Genomic DNA, 16,032 nt, shown 5'->3' on the forward strand with positions numbered 1-16,032 from the left:
AGCCATAGATATTACCTCATTTAATTTAAAAAGGAGGCAGGGGTATGCCCCGGCGGGTAGCAGTGGAAAAGGATCTCAGCGCCATCGGCGATCACCTGGCGGAAAACGGCCTTGAGGTCGAGCGAGTTGATATGACCGACCTGACGCCATCCAGGTTACAGGGCTACGGGGCCGTTGTTATCAGCGGGCAGACAACCAACTTTATGGGCATGGAAGATATAAAAGCAAAAGTGCCGGTAATTGAAGCCGCAGGCAAGACGGCTGACGAAATTACGGCCATGGTGAAAGAACGCCTGCTGCTGCAAGATTAGGTAGAATCTGGGCGGCCCCTTGACGTTACCCCTGTTCGGTGTGTTATAATAAATCAGGCGGGAAAGCAGGAGTGACATCGATGGGCCGCCAGGTAAAAATTGTGACGGACAACCGTCGCGCCCGTCACGATTATTTTATCTTAGAGACGTATGAAGCCGGTATTGCCCTTACCGGTACTGAAGTTAAATCCCTGCGCAGCGGTAAGGCCAATATCAAGGATAGCTACGCCAGGGTCGAAAATGGCGAGCTGATTCTCCATGATATGCACATTAGCCCCTATGAACAGGGGAACCGTTTTAACCACGAACCGCGCCGGCCGCGGCGCTTGCTAATGCACCGCTACGAGATCCAGCGCCTGTACGGCAAGATCAGGGAAAAGGGTTTGACCCTGATACCGTTAAAGGTGTATTTCAATGAACGCGGCCGTGCCAAGGTTGAACTGGCTCTGGCCAAAGGCAAGCGCCTGTACGACAAAAGGGAAGATATCGCCGCCCGCGACGCCCAGCGGGAAATCGCTAAAGCCTTTCGCGAACGGCAGAAGTTTTAACGTGGGGGCGTAATGGTTTCGACGGGGGTAGCATTGGCAGTAGTAGCCAGGCGAGATCCCACCGGCTCGTTAAACGGTGGAACGGCTATAAGTGCCGAAGATAATTTAGCCCTGGCTGCTTAATTTAAAGCAGCCCATCCGCCTGGTCCCGGCCTGCGGGGACCAGTGCCGGGTGTCAAAGTTAGCAGGCTACCGGCAAGGCCCTGGCCTGGGGGCCTGAAGGGAAATCCTAATCAGGCTGGCCTGAGGGCATCCGGTTTCCGGGAGGCCCGATGGCGAGAAGCAAAACGGAAACTATCCTGGTAGAAGCTACTGTGGGTGCACCTTCGGACGGGGGTTCGACTCCCCCCGCCTCCACCAGTGAAATCCACAATTTTTAAGATCACGTCAATGTGGTCTTCATAGACGATAACCTTATCGACGTAGGTAGAAATGATTGCCTTGCAGGCTTGCAGGTCTCCGGAAAGGATGACCTGCTTATCTTTTTCCAGGTAGGCTTTTATCATATCCTCGGTTAGCTCGACAACATTAGCACGCTGAATTTCATTTATGGCAACCTGTAACCTGGCTTTTTCTTCTTCCAGTTTTGCCAGGGTTTCCTTCATAGTCGGGCTGTAGAGGCCGTCGGCTATGGCGTTTACTATATTACTGATTTTCTTTTCCACTTCTAAGAGTTGTTGCCTGGTATAATCTAGTTCCTTAGAATTTCTTTCCAGGCGTTGTTTATTAGCCTCATTCAGCTTCTTAACAAGTATGGATATTCCTTCATCGCTAAAAATAACCCTTATTAATTCATTCAAGACATATTGCTCCAGGTATTCCTTATTGATGGACTTCGCATGGCAAGTCTTGAGGCGTTTCCGGTTATTGCACTCGTAAGCGACATAAATATCCTTATTGCGCCCGGCCCGCCGGCGATTCCCGATCATCGGGCCGCCGCAAGCGCCGCACCAGACAAGACCGGTAAGCAAATAGACCTCCTTTGCTTTGGCTGCTCCAGGCGCATGCTTTCTCCTATCCATCATTTTTTGCACCTCCCGGAAAGTTGAAGGGTCGATAATGGCCGGCAATCCCCCGGGGATCCGGATAATTTCTTCGTCATCTTTGGATTTATGGTTGTTGCGTTTACCGCCGGTTTTACTGGCGGCCCGGTTGAATACAAATACTCCGGTATATTTCTCGTTGCGGAGAATTTCATAAAGGGATGTTTTAACAAACTGGCTGCCCAGCTTGGTTCTGTAACCATGGCTATTAAGGTAATCAGCAATCTCTTTATAGCTGCATCCTTGGAGATACATGGAAAAGATTATGCGGACAGCTTCCGCTTCGCGTTCGTTGATGATATATTTGTTAGAACCGGGTTCTATATCATAACCCAGGGGAGGTTTACCTCCCGTATGTCTGCATTGGAAGGCCGTTTCCCGCATGCCTTTCATGACTTCGCGGCCCAGGTTTTTGCTGTAGTATTCGGCCATGGCTTCGAGCATGGCTTCCAGGATGACACTCTCAGGGCTATCATCCAGGGGTTGGGTTACGGCGATAAGCCTGATGCCTTTGGAAGCTAGCTTATGACGGTAAATAGCGCTATCATAGCGGTTACGGGCAAACCTGTCGAGTTTATGGACGTAAACATAGTCTACCTGAAGACAGCCGGAGGTTACTTCCTCAATCATGCGTAAGAATTCAGGGCGGTCGTCGGTGGTGGCTGATCGAGCTTCGTCTATGTACTCCCGGACGATAATAACCCCATGTTTTTCGGCATAATCGTGAATGGCGCGAAGTTGGGCGGTAATGCTTTCTTCTCGCTGGTTGTCTGAAGAAAATCTTGCGTATGCAACAGCTTTCATAGGTTTTCGCTCCTGGGGCTTATTTGAACGCATTTTTATAGCTTATTTCAAGGATTTGGCATCATAACCTCTATGAGTAGGCTTAAAGAAAAGGCGATGAAGCCTAAGGTTCACAAGTTTTCCTTCTAATGTATTTTAGTAGATTGGTCTGCTGGCCAGAAAAAATGGCGTACATTGGGGTTTATCCCCGGCGGCACTTCCGTAACAGTAGAAGGGGCCTCAAATAATTTCAATAGTGCTGCTACCACCAGGTCTTTAACCTTTCCATAGGGCGCGGAAACGCTCATGTGGTAGTAGAGAGAGCCGTCTTCCCTCATGGTTTTTGTGAAGCACACCCGTGTCCTTCCCGGGAACTCGCCCCAGTGCCTTGGAGCAGGCATTACTTCAGTGTTGGGGTCAAATATGTATTCATCCGCCGCCTTTTTCATGAGTTCCGCTGTTTTTTTGGCTGCGGCTATATCAAGCTCAGGATCGTAATGGTATTCCTTTTTCATAAAACCTCCGCCACCTTCATGTTCAAATCCGCCCTGCCACCCACCAGTACCACCAGCATATATCCTTTTTGCATCCTGCTGGTATGTACGGCAAGTTCATTATATACCCAGACCTTACGTTGGCCCGGCTTCATAAGGGTAAAAATTTCTCCCAAAAAATCGGCAAGCATTTCCCAGGTGCAATAGAAATCGTTGGTTGCGTAGGTGAAGACAGGTTGTCCATCACGAAGTAGGATGCATGCCGCCTTTTTATAGATCTCCAGTTCGATTACCCGCCGGGCGGCTGCCTCCAGGCTCACTTTGAAGGCGGTTTCCATGGCTTTTAGCAGGCTTAAGGGCGATCTTATCCGGCCGGCCAACTCAAAAACGTGGAAAATTGGCATTAATAATTCTGTGGCGAATATGTCGGCTTCGCAATGCTCGATAGGGTCTTCGCCGTATATGTTCCCTGGAGAGTAAAAATGCAACCCGCCTTTATGGCCCAGGTAGATATGGGCAAGCTCATGGACACTTCCAAAACGTTGCCGGGTTACAGGATGGTTGGCGTTGGTAAGAATATGTATATTTTCATACCACTCTTTATCAATTACCAGGGCGCTTACCTCGTCGGGTAATTCATGGCATTTATGAAATTCCACGGGCTTGTCCAGGCCGAGCAGTTTGACAAATTCTTTTATGTTCAGCGGATACTGAGGCTGGTAGGTTTTGATCAGTAGCCTGGCTTTAGCTTCGGCTATGCTCATAATGCCCTCCCAACAAAAGAAGTCGAAGAATGTCGAAAAAGAAAAGCTGCCATGTCTTGGCAGCTAATTCTTTTCCTGATTTTGCTTTTTCTTTCTTTCAAGGAACCTTTTTCGTTCAAGCTCTTCGATCCATTCCAGCTCACGCAGTACCTTCTCCCGTCCTTCGGGGGTCAGGCCGCTGAGGCGGGCAAAGAGGCGGGTGGCTTCGTCGAGTTCGTACTTCTTAGTCTTATCAATCTTAACTTCGTTACCGAGAAGAAAATCGGTAGAGGTGTTTAGAGCCTTAGCAAACCTTACCAATATATCTCCCTTCGGTTCACGGTACCCACTCTCGTAATTAGCTAATGCCGAACGGCTAATTTGTACCCGTTCAGCCAATTCCTCTTGAGTTAAACCAATCTTTTCACGTAATTCTTTAATTCGCTTTCCAATTGACATTTTACTATGCCCTCCACGATATTATTTTACCACAATATGTGGCATAATAAAGTTTCTTTATGTGACATAGAATAACTAAACAAAGACGAGAAAAAACGAGTTAGAGGTCACGTAACGGGACAAAAAGGCTGTTTTTAGAGTTGATAAATGTTTCGATGCGTGGTAAATTATACTTGTAAGGAGTTGGTAGCGGAATGAATCGCCTTAAAGAAATGCGTAAGAAACATAAAATTAGTGCTAAAAAATTAGCAGAGGCTGTAAAAACTTCGCGATCAAATATTTCAATGATTGAGCTGAACCTTCGTAAGGCGGATCTTGACTTAGCCAAAAGGATAGCCGACTATTTTAACACTACTATCGAGGATATTTTTTTTGCAGATAAATGCCACGATATGGGACAAAAAAATGCCAATGAAACATCCATTAATGAGACCTTATGTCGGTGAGTCGGAAGGTTGTTAGCCTAACTCCTAGTAGATAAATTTGCCCGGCATTAACACCCTATCTTAAAACTAATGGCAAGAAAAATAAAAGCCTCAGGGGGAGGGTAAAAAGTGTTTCTGGTGGATGGACAAGAAAAAGTTTACCTCCTCAAAGTAACAGGAAAAAGGGAAAAAGAAAAGCCGGTTACCATAAACAGGGAAATTATTGGAGAACTACCCCCTGATCCGAACTACTGGGATGCGGCGGCAAATTTCCTTTTAAAACGCATGGAAGCCGATGGATGGCTGCCGCAGCCGGCTTATAATTCCTTAAAAAGAACTGTCAACAGTTAATGTTAGGAAGTAATGCATTAATATTCTCCGCCTTTGTTCCATATCCTTCCAAAGGAAAATAAAGTCTTTTAGGGAGAGGACAAAAAGTGCTGCCGGAGCAATCTTATATAGCCGTAGTATGCCCTTCAGAAGATAAAACCGACAGAAAAAACCGGACACCAGACGCGGAACGGAAGTGGCGCAAGCGTCATGGGTTGCCTCCGGTAAAAGGGCAAGGTAAACGTGGCCCCGGCAAGGCTCCCAGGGTAGAACGGCAGGAGGTTGCCCGTGCGGTGGCCGGGGTATTAGTGGATAACCCAACAGCCCCGGCGACTATCTTGGCCCAATTAGCAGGCCTGATCAGGAAAGATGCAGATGAAAAGGAACGTGAAGCTGTAGTTGCAAGAGTAAGGCGAGCCCTGCAAGACCTGCAGCAAATGCCGGGCCTGGCTGGGGATGAAAAACTGGCTGAAGCTGTCCGGCATGCATTTGCGAAGCGCGAGGAAGAAAAGGAAAGGCGGCAGCGAGAGCGGGAGCAAAAGGCATCTATGGCTCAAGCTTCTAAATACGATCTCGATATTAAATGGCTAATGGAGCAGCAGGCGATACATGCCGCCGAGATGTCTAAAAAGATGAGGGTAGCGGGTATAGACCTGCTGAAATGGGCAGGAAGTGCGTATGAACTAGACGGTGACCGCAATAAGTACATATGCACCCTTGAGCCGACGAGTCGGCCGGCGGACCTGCCGTTAATGATATCCACACTGGGTAATATACCCGTTGCCAGCGGGTTCAAAAAAGGTAAGGGCGGCGGCAAAAAAGCCATAGGTTTTCCCACTCAAAATGAACTCTAGCATATTACTAGAGTTGTTTTATACCGGTATCCTTAAACCCAAAGAGTAATAGTTGCTGTAGAGGGGAAAGGGAAGATGGTGGTTAACGGAAAGGTTCTGGAAAAGGTCAAAAAAATATTAGCCCTGGCAAGCAATAATCCCTCTGAAGAAGAGGCCCAGGCAGCCATGTTGATGGCCCAGAGGATCATGGCGGAAAACGGGATCACCATGACCGACATTGAAAGCAATAATAGTTTTACCAATGAAGTAGTTGATGTTCCAATAACCTCACCTTTTAGAACACCTTGGTGGCATAAAATACTGGCTACGGTAATTGGGGAAAACTTCCGATGTGAGGCATACTATTATACCGTGAACCAAAAGAGCCAGCTCATGTTTATTGGGTTAAAGCAGGATACGGAAGTAGCTATAAAGGTTTTTAATTACGCAGTAGACGCCATTAAGTATCATACAGCAAAATATATTGAACAATTAAAAAGGGGAGGCGTGAATAATAAGCCCCTTTATCTTACTGGTATCCGTAACGATTACATATTGGGTTATATCGATGGGTTAAGAGACAAATTTAAGGAGCAGGTGGAAAAGAACAACTGGGCTTTAATACTAATTAAAAATGACGCCGTAATAGAAGCTGTAGCAAAGAAAGGGCTACGGAAAGGACGCAGGCCTTCAATTAATTTCGCCTGTAGTAATAACGCTTATGCCAGTGGTTACCGGAAGGGGAGAGAATTTGAGACAAGAGAAGGGCTGATTGAAAGCCAAAATGCAAGCATGTGAACCCAACGGGAAAAAGGTTTTGGCCGGACCAAAGTCCGGCTTATTTATTAACTCCGAAGGAGGGCATTCATTATGCGCAAGTTATTGTTGCTTGTCCCGCTATTAGTGGGTTTCCTTATCACGGGAACCCCCATATTTCCGGCAGCCGCCCAACCCTATCAAGACCCCAACGGCGTCTACTACAAGCAGGCCCACGTTTTTGGCAAGGTAGTAACTTTCGACACCCAGCGCAACCTGGCTATCATCTTCGGTTCCATCTACGTCTACGAGCCTAATAGCGGCTGGCAGCTGGTGGACTCCCGCAAGTTTCACCTGGTGACGCCGGTCAACTACCAGATCGGCGACAGCCTGGCCGGAGCCGTCAACAAAACGGTAGCCATAGAAGGGCCGTATCAGGCCTGGCCGGGGCAGAAGGAGGAGGTGATCGAGGCCCACAATGTCGAAATTGCCGATTACCCGATAGAAACGCCCCCCTGGTACGCCTTCGGCAAGACCGTCACCACCGATCACATCGTCAAATTCAACCTCAGCCAGGTAACCGACCTGGTAGATGTCCTGGCCGGACTGCAAATGGCGGCTGGCATCCGTCAGGATATGAGGTTAACCCCTGAAGAAGTAAGCCGGCTGGCCAACGAGATCACCAACCCGAGCGACGATGCCAGCCGCAGCCTGGCCGGCAGGATGCGGTCCGAGCTGTCTAAATCCTGGAACGACAAATGGGTGGTCACTAAAGATAACGCGGCCACCAACAACCTGCGGGCAGGGGTAGGGGGTTGGCAGTTCTATGAGGGCCTCCTCGGTTATAACAACTCCTATATCGAAAAAGCCCCCCTTGTCCGCAAAAACCTGGACGCCTTTATGGATGCTATCCATCCCGGCGGCGGCACTCCTGAAGATGAGGGACCGGCCGCCATGTATGCCCTGGTACAGGCCGAAAGAGATAAATACGGCAAGATAATAAAAGTTACGGTCTCCGGCGCTCTTATGAACACCGTGCCGGGTTTGCTGCAGGCAATAGCCGACCCATCCAGCGCACATATAGAAACCTGGCGCCTGGAAGGCTGGACTGAAAAAGAAGCGGCAGAAATGGACGGCCGCTACTGTTGGCTTTCCGGTAGCCGGGTCCTGGTCCGGGATGAGATGGGCAACCTGAAAGACCAATATTTCAGCTTGCGTAACTATCTCACCCGTGACGGGTTTAACAACACCCTGGACATCACCAGGAATGTGATCGGGGAAGGGGGTGTTTTCTAACGGAAAGGAAGCTGTTATACCGCTGGTTGGCCGGAGGGCTCTTCTGGCTGCTGCTGTTCGGCGGCGCCTTTTTATCGATCCGTAGCGCCAACATCGTCCGCCTGGCCGCCGGCAAGATTGCAGCTAACGCCATTACCCGCAATCAAGAGCAGGCCATCAATAGCGCCCGGGAAGTCGCCCGGGCGCTGGCCGTAGAATGGGCCACCTGGAACGGCAGCCCTGACGATTACAACCGCCGCCTGGGAGCCTTCTTTAAAAACGCCAGCAGTTTTACCCTCCCTGACGGCATCCAGGAGGTGGTATCAGCCTCAGTCGTATCAGTAACCGGCCAGCAGCCGCAGTACCGGGTGCAGGTCCTGCTGCACCTGCGCCGGCTGGTGCCAGTCACCCCGGCCGAAGCCCAGGCCGCTGCCCCGGTCAACGTCCCTGTAACCCAGGAAGACCTCTTGCGGTGGAAGCAGGGCGGGACGTGGGACCAGCAGAAAGCGATCCCGGTCTGGAGGGATTACCTGCTCAAGGTAGAAGTGCCGGTGCAGGTAAAAGAAAACCAAGCCCAAGCCGCCGGCCTCCCGGTGATTATCGCCAACAATCAGGGGGAAGGGGTGATTAAAGAACCTGGGTATAACGAAAGCGCCTCCCAACCATTTATAACCTTCATCAACCAGTTCCTAAACCTCTATTATACCGGAGGGTCCCTGGCAAACTTCCTGGCGCCGGGCGCCTCGGTAACCGCCGTTGGCGGCTGGAAGCTGGAGAGTGTCGATGAAGTGCTTGTAGACAACAGCACTAATCCCACCAGGGCCTGCGTCCGGGCAACGATATCCGCGTCCGGAGCCGGGCGCTTGACGCAAAGAATTTTTCTCAAAATCAAAATGGAGAGGGGGAGTTATCTGGTAGAGGACCTGAGCGCCCAGCCGCAGTGACGCGGCCTTAATATATTTTACTTCCCAAAGGAGTTGATGGACCTTGCGTTTCAACCGCTATTTTCCCTTTCTAGTGCGCTTGGGACCCGCGCTTCTAGCTACTTTGGTTTTCGCCGGCGCCGTCCTGGCCCCGTCTATCGCTTACGCCTACGACCTCAAGGCCGGCGCCCAGAGCATTCTGGATTTGGCCAAGATATTGGTCATGATCGGTGTTCTTATAGGGGCTATGTGGGCTTTCTTTAAAAATCAAGTAGCGGCTATGATAGTCATAATTATTGTCGGCGCCGTTTTAATCGCAATAACTACGCCGGGGGTTATGGATAGTATTGGCAAAGCGGTTGTAGCATTATTTGGCGGCAGTACCAGTTCATCACCGTGAACTAACTTTTTTAGGAATAAGGCAGCCTTTACGCGGGCTGCCTCTTTTTTTGAGGTGGCTGCTATTATGGAGAAACAAGAAACACGCCTTTTCAAAAGTTACAAGTCGCTATTCCATATCAGGTTCAAGATCCATAACATCGGCGACCGCACCCTGCCGCGGGGGCTATCCCTGGAAACCCTGGCCATGTTCGCGGTACTCTACCTGCCTCTCTGGCCCCTGGGTCGCCTGCTGTACCCGGTTCACCCCTGGATCGGGGCGGTAATCGTTGCCGGGGTGGCGGCCGGGTTGCTGTCCCAGTCCGACCCCCAGGGAAAATTTCTCCCTTTGTTTGTCTTGGGCCTCGCTGAATATATAGCCAGGCCTAAGACTACCGACTACTCCGGCCGGGCCATCGTCCGCCGCCGCAAGAGCCGCCTGGACTGGACCATGATGGAGGTATACGAAGAGTGATGAAATTCCCCCTCATCGCCTTCAAGAACAACATCGTCTTCAATAACCAAGGCGAAGCCTACGCCGTCTACCGCCTCAAAGGCGAAGCCTATAACCACCTGCCCCTGGCGGAAAGACAGATGGTTATCAAACGCCTGGAAGAGAGCTTTTACGGCTATGAGGGTAAGGGCCAGATTCTCCTGCTCTGTGAGGAACTGCGTCTGGACGAAGGCGGCTACCTGGCGGCGGCCGGTGTCTCATACGATCTTCCACGGGAGGTAGCCTTGGAGGCCTCCCGCCATGCCAGGTCCGTGCGCCAGGCTTTGAGCTACGGCGCCCGCCGCAGGCGCCGTTACCTGGTCCTGCAACTGCGCCTGGATCCACAACTAGATGATATTAAAACCCTGCTGGCTGAAGCTCGCGACCTGGCACTGGGGACTTTCCTGCGGTCGGAAAAGTGGTTGCTCTCACCCCGGCGCCTGCAAGAGGCCCTGGAAGCAGAAAAAGAATTATACCACCGCATCCGCAACATCACCGCCGGCCGCGCCGATTTCGGCGATCTGGACTTCATCATCCGGCGCAATACCCACCGGGTAGGAGTCCTGCCGCCGCCCTTGCCGTCCCGCAACGCCGGCCGCTTCACCCCGGCCCTGATTAGCGCCTTCAGCGACGGCTGCCTTTTGGAAGAACACCCAAGTTACATCGCTATCACCGAAGGCAATGACGAAACCCATTACCAGGTTTTCATCACCTTTCCCGATCTGCCCAAAAGCATACCGGAGACAGGGGCCGAATGGCTGGCCAGCTTGGATATCAACGAAGCGGCCATTGATGCCGTGGTCCATTTCCGGGTTACCCGGCCCTTCAAGGCCAAAAAGGCAACAGAAAGCCGGAGGCGCTTTCTGAGAGGCCAGATTGAAGAAGCTTTACGGGGCCGAGATGAACCAAGCTTAGACGAAGAATACGGCCTGACCGAGGGACGCTTCCTGGAAAGCAAAATCCAGGCCGGCCAGCCCTTAGCGGCTATGGCCGTCACCTTAGCCGTGGCCGGCAAGGACCTGAAACAAGTCAGGGCCACGGCGGCCAGGACGATAGAAAGGTACACTTCTTCCGGCTACCGTGCCGTCCGGCCGGTAGGCGACCAGATTAAGTGCCTGTACTCCTTCCTACCAGGCGCCCCGCCGGCCGCGCCGTTAATCGAGTGCGACCCCGGCTTCATCGCCGCCGCCGGTCCCCATATCTCTTTGGAAACGGGCGACGGCAAGGGCTTTTTCCTGGGTTGGTCAGGAGCCGCCCCGGTATGGTGGCGGCCTGGCTACGCCGCCCGGGAATTGGGCCGTTCCAACGCCGTCTTTATCACCGGCGGACTGGGCGGGGGCAAGAGTATGACCATCAAGACCATGGGCTACTTCATCCGCCTGGCCGGCGGCGTGTTGTTCGTCATCGACCCCAAAAAGAACGAATATCGAGCATACGAGCGCCTGTTTCCTATCAAGCGTATAGACCTTTCTCCCAGCGGCGACCAGGAATTGAACCCCTTCATGCTGGCTGCCGACGAGCGCCGCGCCAAGGGGATTGCCCTGGACTTTTTAAGCATTGCTTTAAACCTCCGCGACGACAACGACGTGCGCCGGGTGGCCGTATCCCAGGCGGTGGAGAGAGTAGCTGCCCGGCCGCCGGCCGAGCGCAACCTCCAGGCCTGCCTGGAAGAATTGAACCGGATGGCCAGGGAGAAGACCCATCCCCAGGTCGCCCGGGAGGCCGGCCAGTGCGCCCTGCTTTTAGAATCCCTCCGGGACGGTTCCCTGGGCCACCTGGTATTCGGCAAGGGAAGGGAAAACGAGATCGCCCCGGTCACGGTGGTCAGCCTCCAGGGCCTGCCCCTGCCGCGAACCGCCCAGAACCTCCTGGCCGGCCGGATTACCGAAAGCGAGCGCCAGGGCCTAGGGATGCTCTACCTGGCGGCGGCCATGGCCCGGGAGGTGGCCTTCTCCCTACCGGCCCAGGTCATCAAAGGCCAGATCTTTGATGAGGTTTGGATGCTGGCCGGCATATCTGAGGGCGCCCGACTGCTGGACGAACTGATCCGCATGGGGGCCAGGAGCTATAACGCCATCCCCATCCTGGCCACCCAGAACGCCAGCGACGTGGCCAGTATGCAGACGATAAAAAACAACGTCAGCTACATCCTGTGCTTCCGGGCGCAGGATAAAAGCGAGATACGGAGTAATATAGAGCTGTTAGGTGCCGATGTAGAAGAAGAGGAAGGGAAGAAAGGGGCCGGCCTGGCCAATCTCTTCCGTTCCCTGGAGAGCGGCTGGTGCCTCATGAAGGACGCCCTGGGCCGTATCGGCCAGGTATATATCGACCCCCGGCCGGAATACCTCTTGCAGGTGTTCGATACCACGCCGGGGAAGCAAGGGGAGGAGATTAAAAGTGGTTGAGCTTAAGGGCGTAATCCTCGATTTCCGCCAGGCGGTGGCAGCCCAAAACTTAAGCAGGGTCGCCTTTGACGCCGCCCTGACGGTGGGCGTCCTCGTGCTTCTGGCCGAGGTGGCGGCCAATTACAAAAAGCGCCAGTACATAAAAAACGCCCTGGTCAGCCTCATCGCCTTCATCATTACCTACGCCTTTATCCGCTATTTCCCGGCCAGGGGCTCCGAATTCGAGCTGGTGACCATGCTCCTGGGGCTCTGGTACGCAGCCCAGGTTATCTACCATTTCGCCAGCCGCGCCTTAAAGATATACAGCGAAGCCTTTAGTGGCGGCTGGCACGCCTTCAGGCAGGCGATAAATGGCAAGAAAGCCTACCGGCATAGTTACCAGCAGGCTTACCGGACTTACCAGGAAGCCGGCCCTAACACAGACCGAGAAAAGGAAGGCGCTTCCGGAGACATCCCGCCGGGAGTGGAATACCTGCCGCCCCGGCGGCCGGATCCTGGGGCCTTTGACGGCCTCATCGGCCTGGACAAAGCGGTTGACGCCATCAAAACAGCCCTGGAACTGCCGTTGAAGCAGCCGGACAAGATCCGGGAGTATAACCTAGAGTTGCCGCGGGGAATCCTGCTCTACGGCCCTCCCGGCACCGGCAAGACGAGTTTCGCCCGGGCGGCGGCCAGGTACTTCGGCTGCTCCTTCTACGCCGTTAACGCCTCTTCTCTTATCGGGCGTTACGTCGGCACCAGCGAGGCCAATTTGCGCAACCTCTTCGCCCACGCCCGCCGTCACCGGCCGGCTGTAATCTTTTTCGACGAGATCGACGCCATCGGCCGCCGCCGCGACGGGAGCAATATGAACCGCGCCTCGGACATCCTCCTGCAGCTTCTCCTGGGGGAACTGGACGGTTTTGCCAGCCGGGAAGGGATCTTTATCATTGCCGCCACCAACCGCGCCGACGTGCTGGACGAAGCCCTGGTGCGGCCGGGTCGCCTTGACCAGAAGATCGAGCTTCCCCTGCCGGGTGCCCGCGCCCGGCGGCAGCTCTTTGAGGTATACCTCCGGAACAGGCCTACCGAATTAAACGAAACCGACTACCAGACTTTGGTGGCCAGGACGGAAGGGGCTTCCGCCGCCGACATCAAGGCCATCTGCGACATGGCCGCCCTGGCGGCCTCCCACGTCCGGGCCAAGATCGACTGCGCTTATTTGTGCGAGGCGATTGAGGAAATAAGGGGGAAGGGTTAGGTGGGGAAGAAGATAACCCTGTTGCTCCTGGCGCTTATCATAGCTTTTAACCTCCCGATGCCCGCCGCTCTGGCGGGCATCGGCGATCAACCGGCCAAAGATTGGAACCTCCAGGGCGACATCGAAGCCGAGAAGGCCATTGAAGGGCAGATGTTCAATATCGCCAGCATCACCTTCCTGAACCCGGCTACGACGGCTACGGCCGTCACCGCAGCCGGACCTTTCGGGCTCCTGACCGTAGGCACCGGGGCGGCCGCCGCCGGCCTGGCAGAAATCGCCAGGCCGGAAAACGCCATCTGGGAGAACTGGCCACTGGGCAGATACGTTTTTTACCACTACGCACCGGATAAATACCTGGGCATGGTGCCGACCGCCCAGTATGCCACCAGCGCCATCGGCGACATGATCGCCAATTTAATATTTTCCTTAAGCAAATCTATAACCCGAACTTCTATCAACGTCATGGTTCTGGCTTTCCACACCGATATCATCAGCGGCATGATCCCCTGGGTGTCCCGGGGCCTGGCCGATATCTTTACCAATCCCCAGAACGACCTGACGCCGGTTTTGCTCATATTAGGCATGAGCCTGCTACTGATTTACAGCGTCTTTAAGCTCTTACGCGGCCAGGCCGTTTCCGTCCTGGGGTCGCTCTTAATCGCCCTTTTAGGCGTAGGGAGCGTTTTCTTTTTCACCGCCAACGCCGAAAAACTGATTGGCGACTTCACCCGGTTCACCGATAGCACCGCCGGCCTGTTCCTGGGCACCATCAGCAGCTATACCGCTAAGGGCCAGGATGTAAACATCAGCAATCCAATCGACCGGGGCCTGGTGGTCGCCGGGCAAACGGCCTGGGATACAATCATCGCCAGGCCTTGGGCGGTGGCCATGTTCGGCACGGCAGACGAAAGCAAACTAAAACTCACCCAGGACGAATACGATAAAATGGATAAAAGTTCCTTCCCAGCCGAAAGCCTGGCTAAGATCCAGCCAGGTATGCGCATCGATACCCTGTTCCTGGGATGCGGCGGCGACGCCCGGGACGCCGTGGCCGATATCCTGGGCCGGCCCAATAAACGCTACTTATTGGTAGTCAGGGAGGACATCGACCACGGCCAACATCCAGGGACCATGATCGGTTTCAACCCCGCCAATACCCTGAACCATATCGAAACGGCCCTGCTGACCCTCCTGCCGGCCATCGGGTTTGCAACATTGATCGGTCTGGTAGGCCTCAGCATCATTGTCTGTCAGGCCGTCCTGGCAGCCCTGCTGCTGATGCTGCCCCTGGCGTTATTCGCCCTGATGATCCCGGAAACCGGCTGGTCCCTGGCCAGCCGCTACTTCCGCACCTTGATCGGCTTCTTCGCCGTCAAGCTCATTTATGGGGTCTACCTGTCCCTGGTCCTGGTGATAGCCACCAGCTTCACAAAGGCGGTGATTGGCTGATGTTGGGATTAGCCATGATCCTGCAAGCCGCCATATTCCTGGCGGCCGCTTTCTTCCGCAAAAAGTTTTTAAACCTCATAATGGAGAGCATCCAGGAAGGCGCCTCCAAGTATCACGAAAAGGCGACCGAACGTATCATCCAAACCAACGCCGCCATAGCCCGCCGCCTTGGCCTGGCCGATATGATCAGCGATTGGTGGATCGCCAGGCATAGCAGGGGGAGGGGAGGAGGCCCCCCGGATGATGATCACAAAGACGCTGCTTTAGGCGGCGTGTGGGAGCAAATGCCGCCCCCGCCGCCCCGGCCTTCCAACGCCAAGCAACTGCCGCCCGGAGGCCCGGTAACCATCGATATCGAACCGGAGCCGGGAGTATGGGAGGGCCAACCGCCCCAGGGGTATCCTTTTAAAGAACTTGGCGATGGCCATGAAGAAATCGGTTTAATCATAATAAACAAAGAAAATGCCCATGACACCTCCCTGGATACCGCCGGCGCGATACCCAAAGGAATCATTAACTCAAGGCAGGCCAACAGTAATACTGCCATCAAGAAGGAGGCTGCCGCCACTGCTGCTGATGGGGCCGCGACTCCTGCAGGTGCGGGGGTCACGGCAGCAGTAAATATGGCCCTAACTGCTGGCAAGAAAGTTAAAGATGGCGTACAGGGAGAGGTGCAGGCCGTGGCAGGTCCGGCCGCCAGCCAACCGGCAGGGGGAGTACGTCTGGAAGAGAGCAGGGAAGCCGGCAACTTGCCGCCGGCGGCAGGCTCAAAAGTTACAGCTCAAAATCAGGGGCAAACTTGGATCCCCGCCAAGCAGGCGCTGGAGCTTGTAAAGCCCGACTTCCAGCCAACACTCGACCAGGAAGCGTCCCTTACGCCCAGAAAAACCCGGCGGCCTGAAGCTACGGTTGACGGTACGGCCGCTCCCACTGTTACGCCAGCTAAACCCGCAATCCCGGCGCAGCCGGGGCCTCCTGCCGGGCAGGCGGCCCCTGTACCTCAAGCTATCCACCGGCCCCAGGAGCCCAATAAGGCTTCTCCTTCTTGGCCTAATAGCACCGCACGGCATCTGGAGGAAGGGCAGCCCCGCCTCCCACGGTTGTCGGCGCAGAAAGAAGAGCAGCAGGAACGCTAATGAGCGCC

17 protein-coding genes, 1 other RNA gene and 1 pseudogene are annotated in these 16,032 nt (G+C 53.9%); 15 read left to right on the top strand and 4 right to left on the bottom strand.

Features of this window, described 5'->3' with window-relative positions; all coding sequences use genetic code 11:
• Positions 1 to 44 precede the first annotated feature (44 nt).
• From MOMUL_RS11125 to ssrA, 3 genes are all read left to right on the top strand, one after another.
• The gene (locus MOMUL_RS11125) at positions 45 to 311 is read left to right on the top strand and encodes a YkuS family protein (protein ID WP_062284951.1); all 267 of its coding nucleotides are present in this window, start codon (positions 45 to 47) and stop codon (positions 309 to 311) included.
• A gap of 80 nt (positions 312 to 391) precedes the next feature.
• Complete coding sequence (gene smpB / locus MOMUL_RS11130) at positions 392 to 859, top strand: SsrA-binding protein SmpB (RefSeq protein ID WP_062284953.1); 468 nt, start codon at positions 392 to 394, stop codon at positions 857 to 859.
• 3 nt (positions 860 to 862) lie between these two features.
• Positions 863 to 1,219: a transfer-messenger RNA gene (gene ssrA, locus MOMUL_RS11135) on the top strand.
• A 440-nt stretch (positions 1,220 to 1,659) separates the two neighbouring features.
• Here the strand turns inward: ssrA and MOMUL_RS17900 are convergent.
• From MOMUL_RS17900 to MOMUL_RS11155, 4 genes and pseudogenes are all read right to left on the bottom strand, one after another.
• Positions 1,660 to 2,739, bottom strand: a pseudogene (locus MOMUL_RS17900) (recombinase family protein); the annotation flags it as partial.
• Between the two features lie 92 nt (positions 2,740 to 2,831).
• Positions 2,832 to 3,200 carry a hypothetical protein gene (locus MOMUL_RS11145; protein ID WP_062284956.1) on the bottom strand — a complete coding sequence of 123 codons (369 nt, stop codon included), beginning with the start codon at positions 3,198 to 3,200 and terminating at the stop codon, positions 2,832 to 2,834.
• On the bottom strand, positions 3,197 to 3,943 hold the full coding sequence (locus MOMUL_RS11150; RefSeq protein ID WP_062284957.1) for an ImmA/IrrE family metallo-endopeptidase: 747 nt from the start codon (positions 3,941 to 3,943) through the stop codon (positions 3,197 to 3,199). Before MOMUL_RS11150 ends, MOMUL_RS11145 begins: the two co-directional genes overlap by 4 nt.
• Positions 3,944 to 4,006: 63 nt before the next feature.
• Complete coding sequence (locus MOMUL_RS11155; protein WP_062284959.1) at positions 4,007 to 4,381, bottom strand: helix-turn-helix domain-containing protein; 375 nt, start codon at positions 4,379 to 4,381, stop codon at positions 4,007 to 4,009.
• 194 nt (positions 4,382 to 4,575) lie between these two features.
• On the opposite strand from MOMUL_RS11155, the gene MOMUL_RS11160 reads away from it, so the two are divergent.
• The 12 genes from MOMUL_RS11160 (at position 4,576) to MOMUL_RS11215 (ending at position 16,024) form a co-directional block, all read left to right on the top strand.
• The gene (locus MOMUL_RS11160; protein WP_064774406.1) at positions 4,576 to 4,827 is read left to right on the top strand and encodes a helix-turn-helix transcriptional regulator; all 252 of its coding nucleotides are present in this window, start codon (positions 4,576 to 4,578) and stop codon (positions 4,825 to 4,827) included.
• 108 nt (positions 4,828 to 4,935) lie between these two features.
• Positions 4,936 to 5,157: a hypothetical protein gene (locus tag MOMUL_RS11165; RefSeq protein ID WP_062284961.1), complete on the top strand. Its 222-nt coding sequence runs from the start codon at positions 4,936 to 4,938 to the stop codon at positions 5,155 to 5,157.
• A gap of 194 nt (positions 5,158 to 5,351) precedes the next feature.
• The gene (locus tag MOMUL_RS11170) at positions 5,352 to 5,990 is read left to right on the top strand and encodes a hypothetical protein (RefSeq protein ID WP_169802196.1); all 639 of its coding nucleotides are present in this window, start codon (positions 5,352 to 5,354) and stop codon (positions 5,988 to 5,990) included.
• A 75-nt stretch (positions 5,991 to 6,065) separates the two neighbouring features.
• Positions 6,066 to 6,767, top strand: coding sequence for a DUF2786 domain-containing protein (locus MOMUL_RS11175; RefSeq protein ID WP_062284965.1), 702 nt, complete (start codon positions 6,066 to 6,068; stop codon positions 6,765 to 6,767).
• A gap of 72 nt (positions 6,768 to 6,839) precedes the next feature.
• Positions 6,840 to 8,021 (top strand): hypothetical protein, encoded by a 1,182-nt coding sequence (locus MOMUL_RS11180; protein ID WP_062284966.1) that lies wholly within the window; start codon positions 6,840 to 6,842, stop codon positions 8,019 to 8,021.
• A gap of 26 nt (positions 8,022 to 8,047) precedes the next feature.
• Complete coding sequence (locus MOMUL_RS11185) at positions 8,048 to 8,944, top strand: conjugal transfer protein (RefSeq protein ID WP_062284968.1); 897 nt, start codon at positions 8,048 to 8,050, stop codon at positions 8,942 to 8,944.
• A gap of 43 nt (positions 8,945 to 8,987) precedes the next feature.
• The gene (locus MOMUL_RS11190) at positions 8,988 to 9,323 is read left to right on the top strand and encodes a hypothetical protein (RefSeq protein ID WP_062284969.1); all 336 of its coding nucleotides are present in this window, start codon (positions 8,988 to 8,990) and stop codon (positions 9,321 to 9,323) included.
• Between the two features lie 66 nt (positions 9,324 to 9,389).
• On the top strand, positions 9,390 to 9,776 hold the full coding sequence (locus MOMUL_RS11195) for a TcpE family conjugal transfer membrane protein (RefSeq protein ID WP_062284971.1): 387 nt from the start codon (positions 9,390 to 9,392) through the stop codon (positions 9,774 to 9,776).
• Positions 9,776 to 12,199 (top strand): ATP-binding protein, encoded by a 2,424-nt coding sequence (locus tag MOMUL_RS11200; RefSeq protein WP_062284973.1) that lies wholly within the window; start codon positions 9,776 to 9,778, stop codon positions 12,197 to 12,199. Before MOMUL_RS11195 ends, MOMUL_RS11200 begins: the two co-directional genes overlap by 1 nt.
• Positions 12,192 to 13,439 carry an ATP-binding protein gene (locus MOMUL_RS11205; RefSeq protein WP_062284975.1) on the top strand — a complete coding sequence of 416 codons (1,248 nt, stop codon included), beginning with the start codon at positions 12,192 to 12,194 and terminating at the stop codon, positions 13,437 to 13,439. The genes MOMUL_RS11200 and MOMUL_RS11205 overlap by 8 nt, the downstream gene beginning before the upstream one ends.
• Positions 13,440 to 14,888, top strand: coding sequence for a hypothetical protein (locus MOMUL_RS11210; RefSeq protein WP_062284977.1), 1,449 nt, complete (start codon positions 13,440 to 13,442; stop codon positions 14,886 to 14,888).
• Positions 14,888 to 16,024 (top strand): hypothetical protein, encoded by a 1,137-nt coding sequence (locus tag MOMUL_RS11215; protein ID WP_062284978.1) that lies wholly within the window; start codon positions 14,888 to 14,890, stop codon positions 16,022 to 16,024. Before MOMUL_RS11210 ends, MOMUL_RS11215 begins: the two co-directional genes overlap by 1 nt.
• Positions 16,025 to 16,032: the final 8 nt, after the last annotated feature.

Origin of the sequence: Moorella mulderi DSM 14980 (assembly GCF_001594015.1) — a bacterium.
Taxonomy (GTDB): Bacteria; Bacillota; DSM-521; order Neomoorellales; family Neomoorellaceae; genus Neomoorella; species Neomoorella mulderi.

Excerpts from the sequence above, each read along its gene's own strand:
- MOMUL_RS11125 (WP_062284951.1), top strand. The coding sequence starts at position 45 with ATGCCCCGGCGGGTAGCAGTGGAAAAGGATCTCAGCGCCATCGGCGAT.
- smpB (WP_062284953.1), top strand. The coding sequence starts at position 392 with ATGGGCCGCCAGGTAAAAATTGTGACGGACAACCGTCGCGCCCGTCAC.
- MOMUL_RS11145 (WP_062284956.1), bottom strand. The coding sequence starts at position 3,200 with ATGAAAAAGGAATACCATTACGATCCTGAGCTTGATATAGCCGCAGCC.
- MOMUL_RS11150 (WP_062284957.1), bottom strand. The coding sequence starts at position 3,943 with ATGAGCATAGCCGAAGCTAAAGCCAGGCTACTGATCAAAACCTACCAG.
- MOMUL_RS11155 (WP_062284959.1), bottom strand. The coding sequence starts at position 4,381 with ATGTCAATTGGAAAGCGAATTAAAGAATTACGTGAAAAGATTGGTTTA.
- MOMUL_RS11160 (WP_064774406.1), top strand. The coding sequence starts at position 4,576 with ATGAATCGCCTTAAAGAAATGCGTAAGAAACATAAAATTAGTGCTAAA.
- MOMUL_RS11175 (WP_062284965.1), top strand. The coding sequence starts at position 6,066 with ATGGTGGTTAACGGAAAGGTTCTGGAAAAGGTCAAAAAAATATTAGCC.
- MOMUL_RS11180 (WP_062284966.1), top strand. The coding sequence starts at position 6,840 with ATGCGCAAGTTATTGTTGCTTGTCCCGCTATTAGTGGGTTTCCTTATC.
- MOMUL_RS11195 (WP_062284971.1), top strand. The coding sequence starts at position 9,390 with ATGGAGAAACAAGAAACACGCCTTTTCAAAAGTTACAAGTCGCTATTC.
- MOMUL_RS11200 (WP_062284973.1), top strand. The coding sequence starts at position 9,776 with ATGAAATTCCCCCTCATCGCCTTCAAGAACAACATCGTCTTCAATAAC.
- MOMUL_RS11215 (WP_062284978.1), top strand. The coding sequence starts at position 14,888 with ATGTTGGGATTAGCCATGATCCTGCAAGCCGCCATATTCCTGGCGGCC.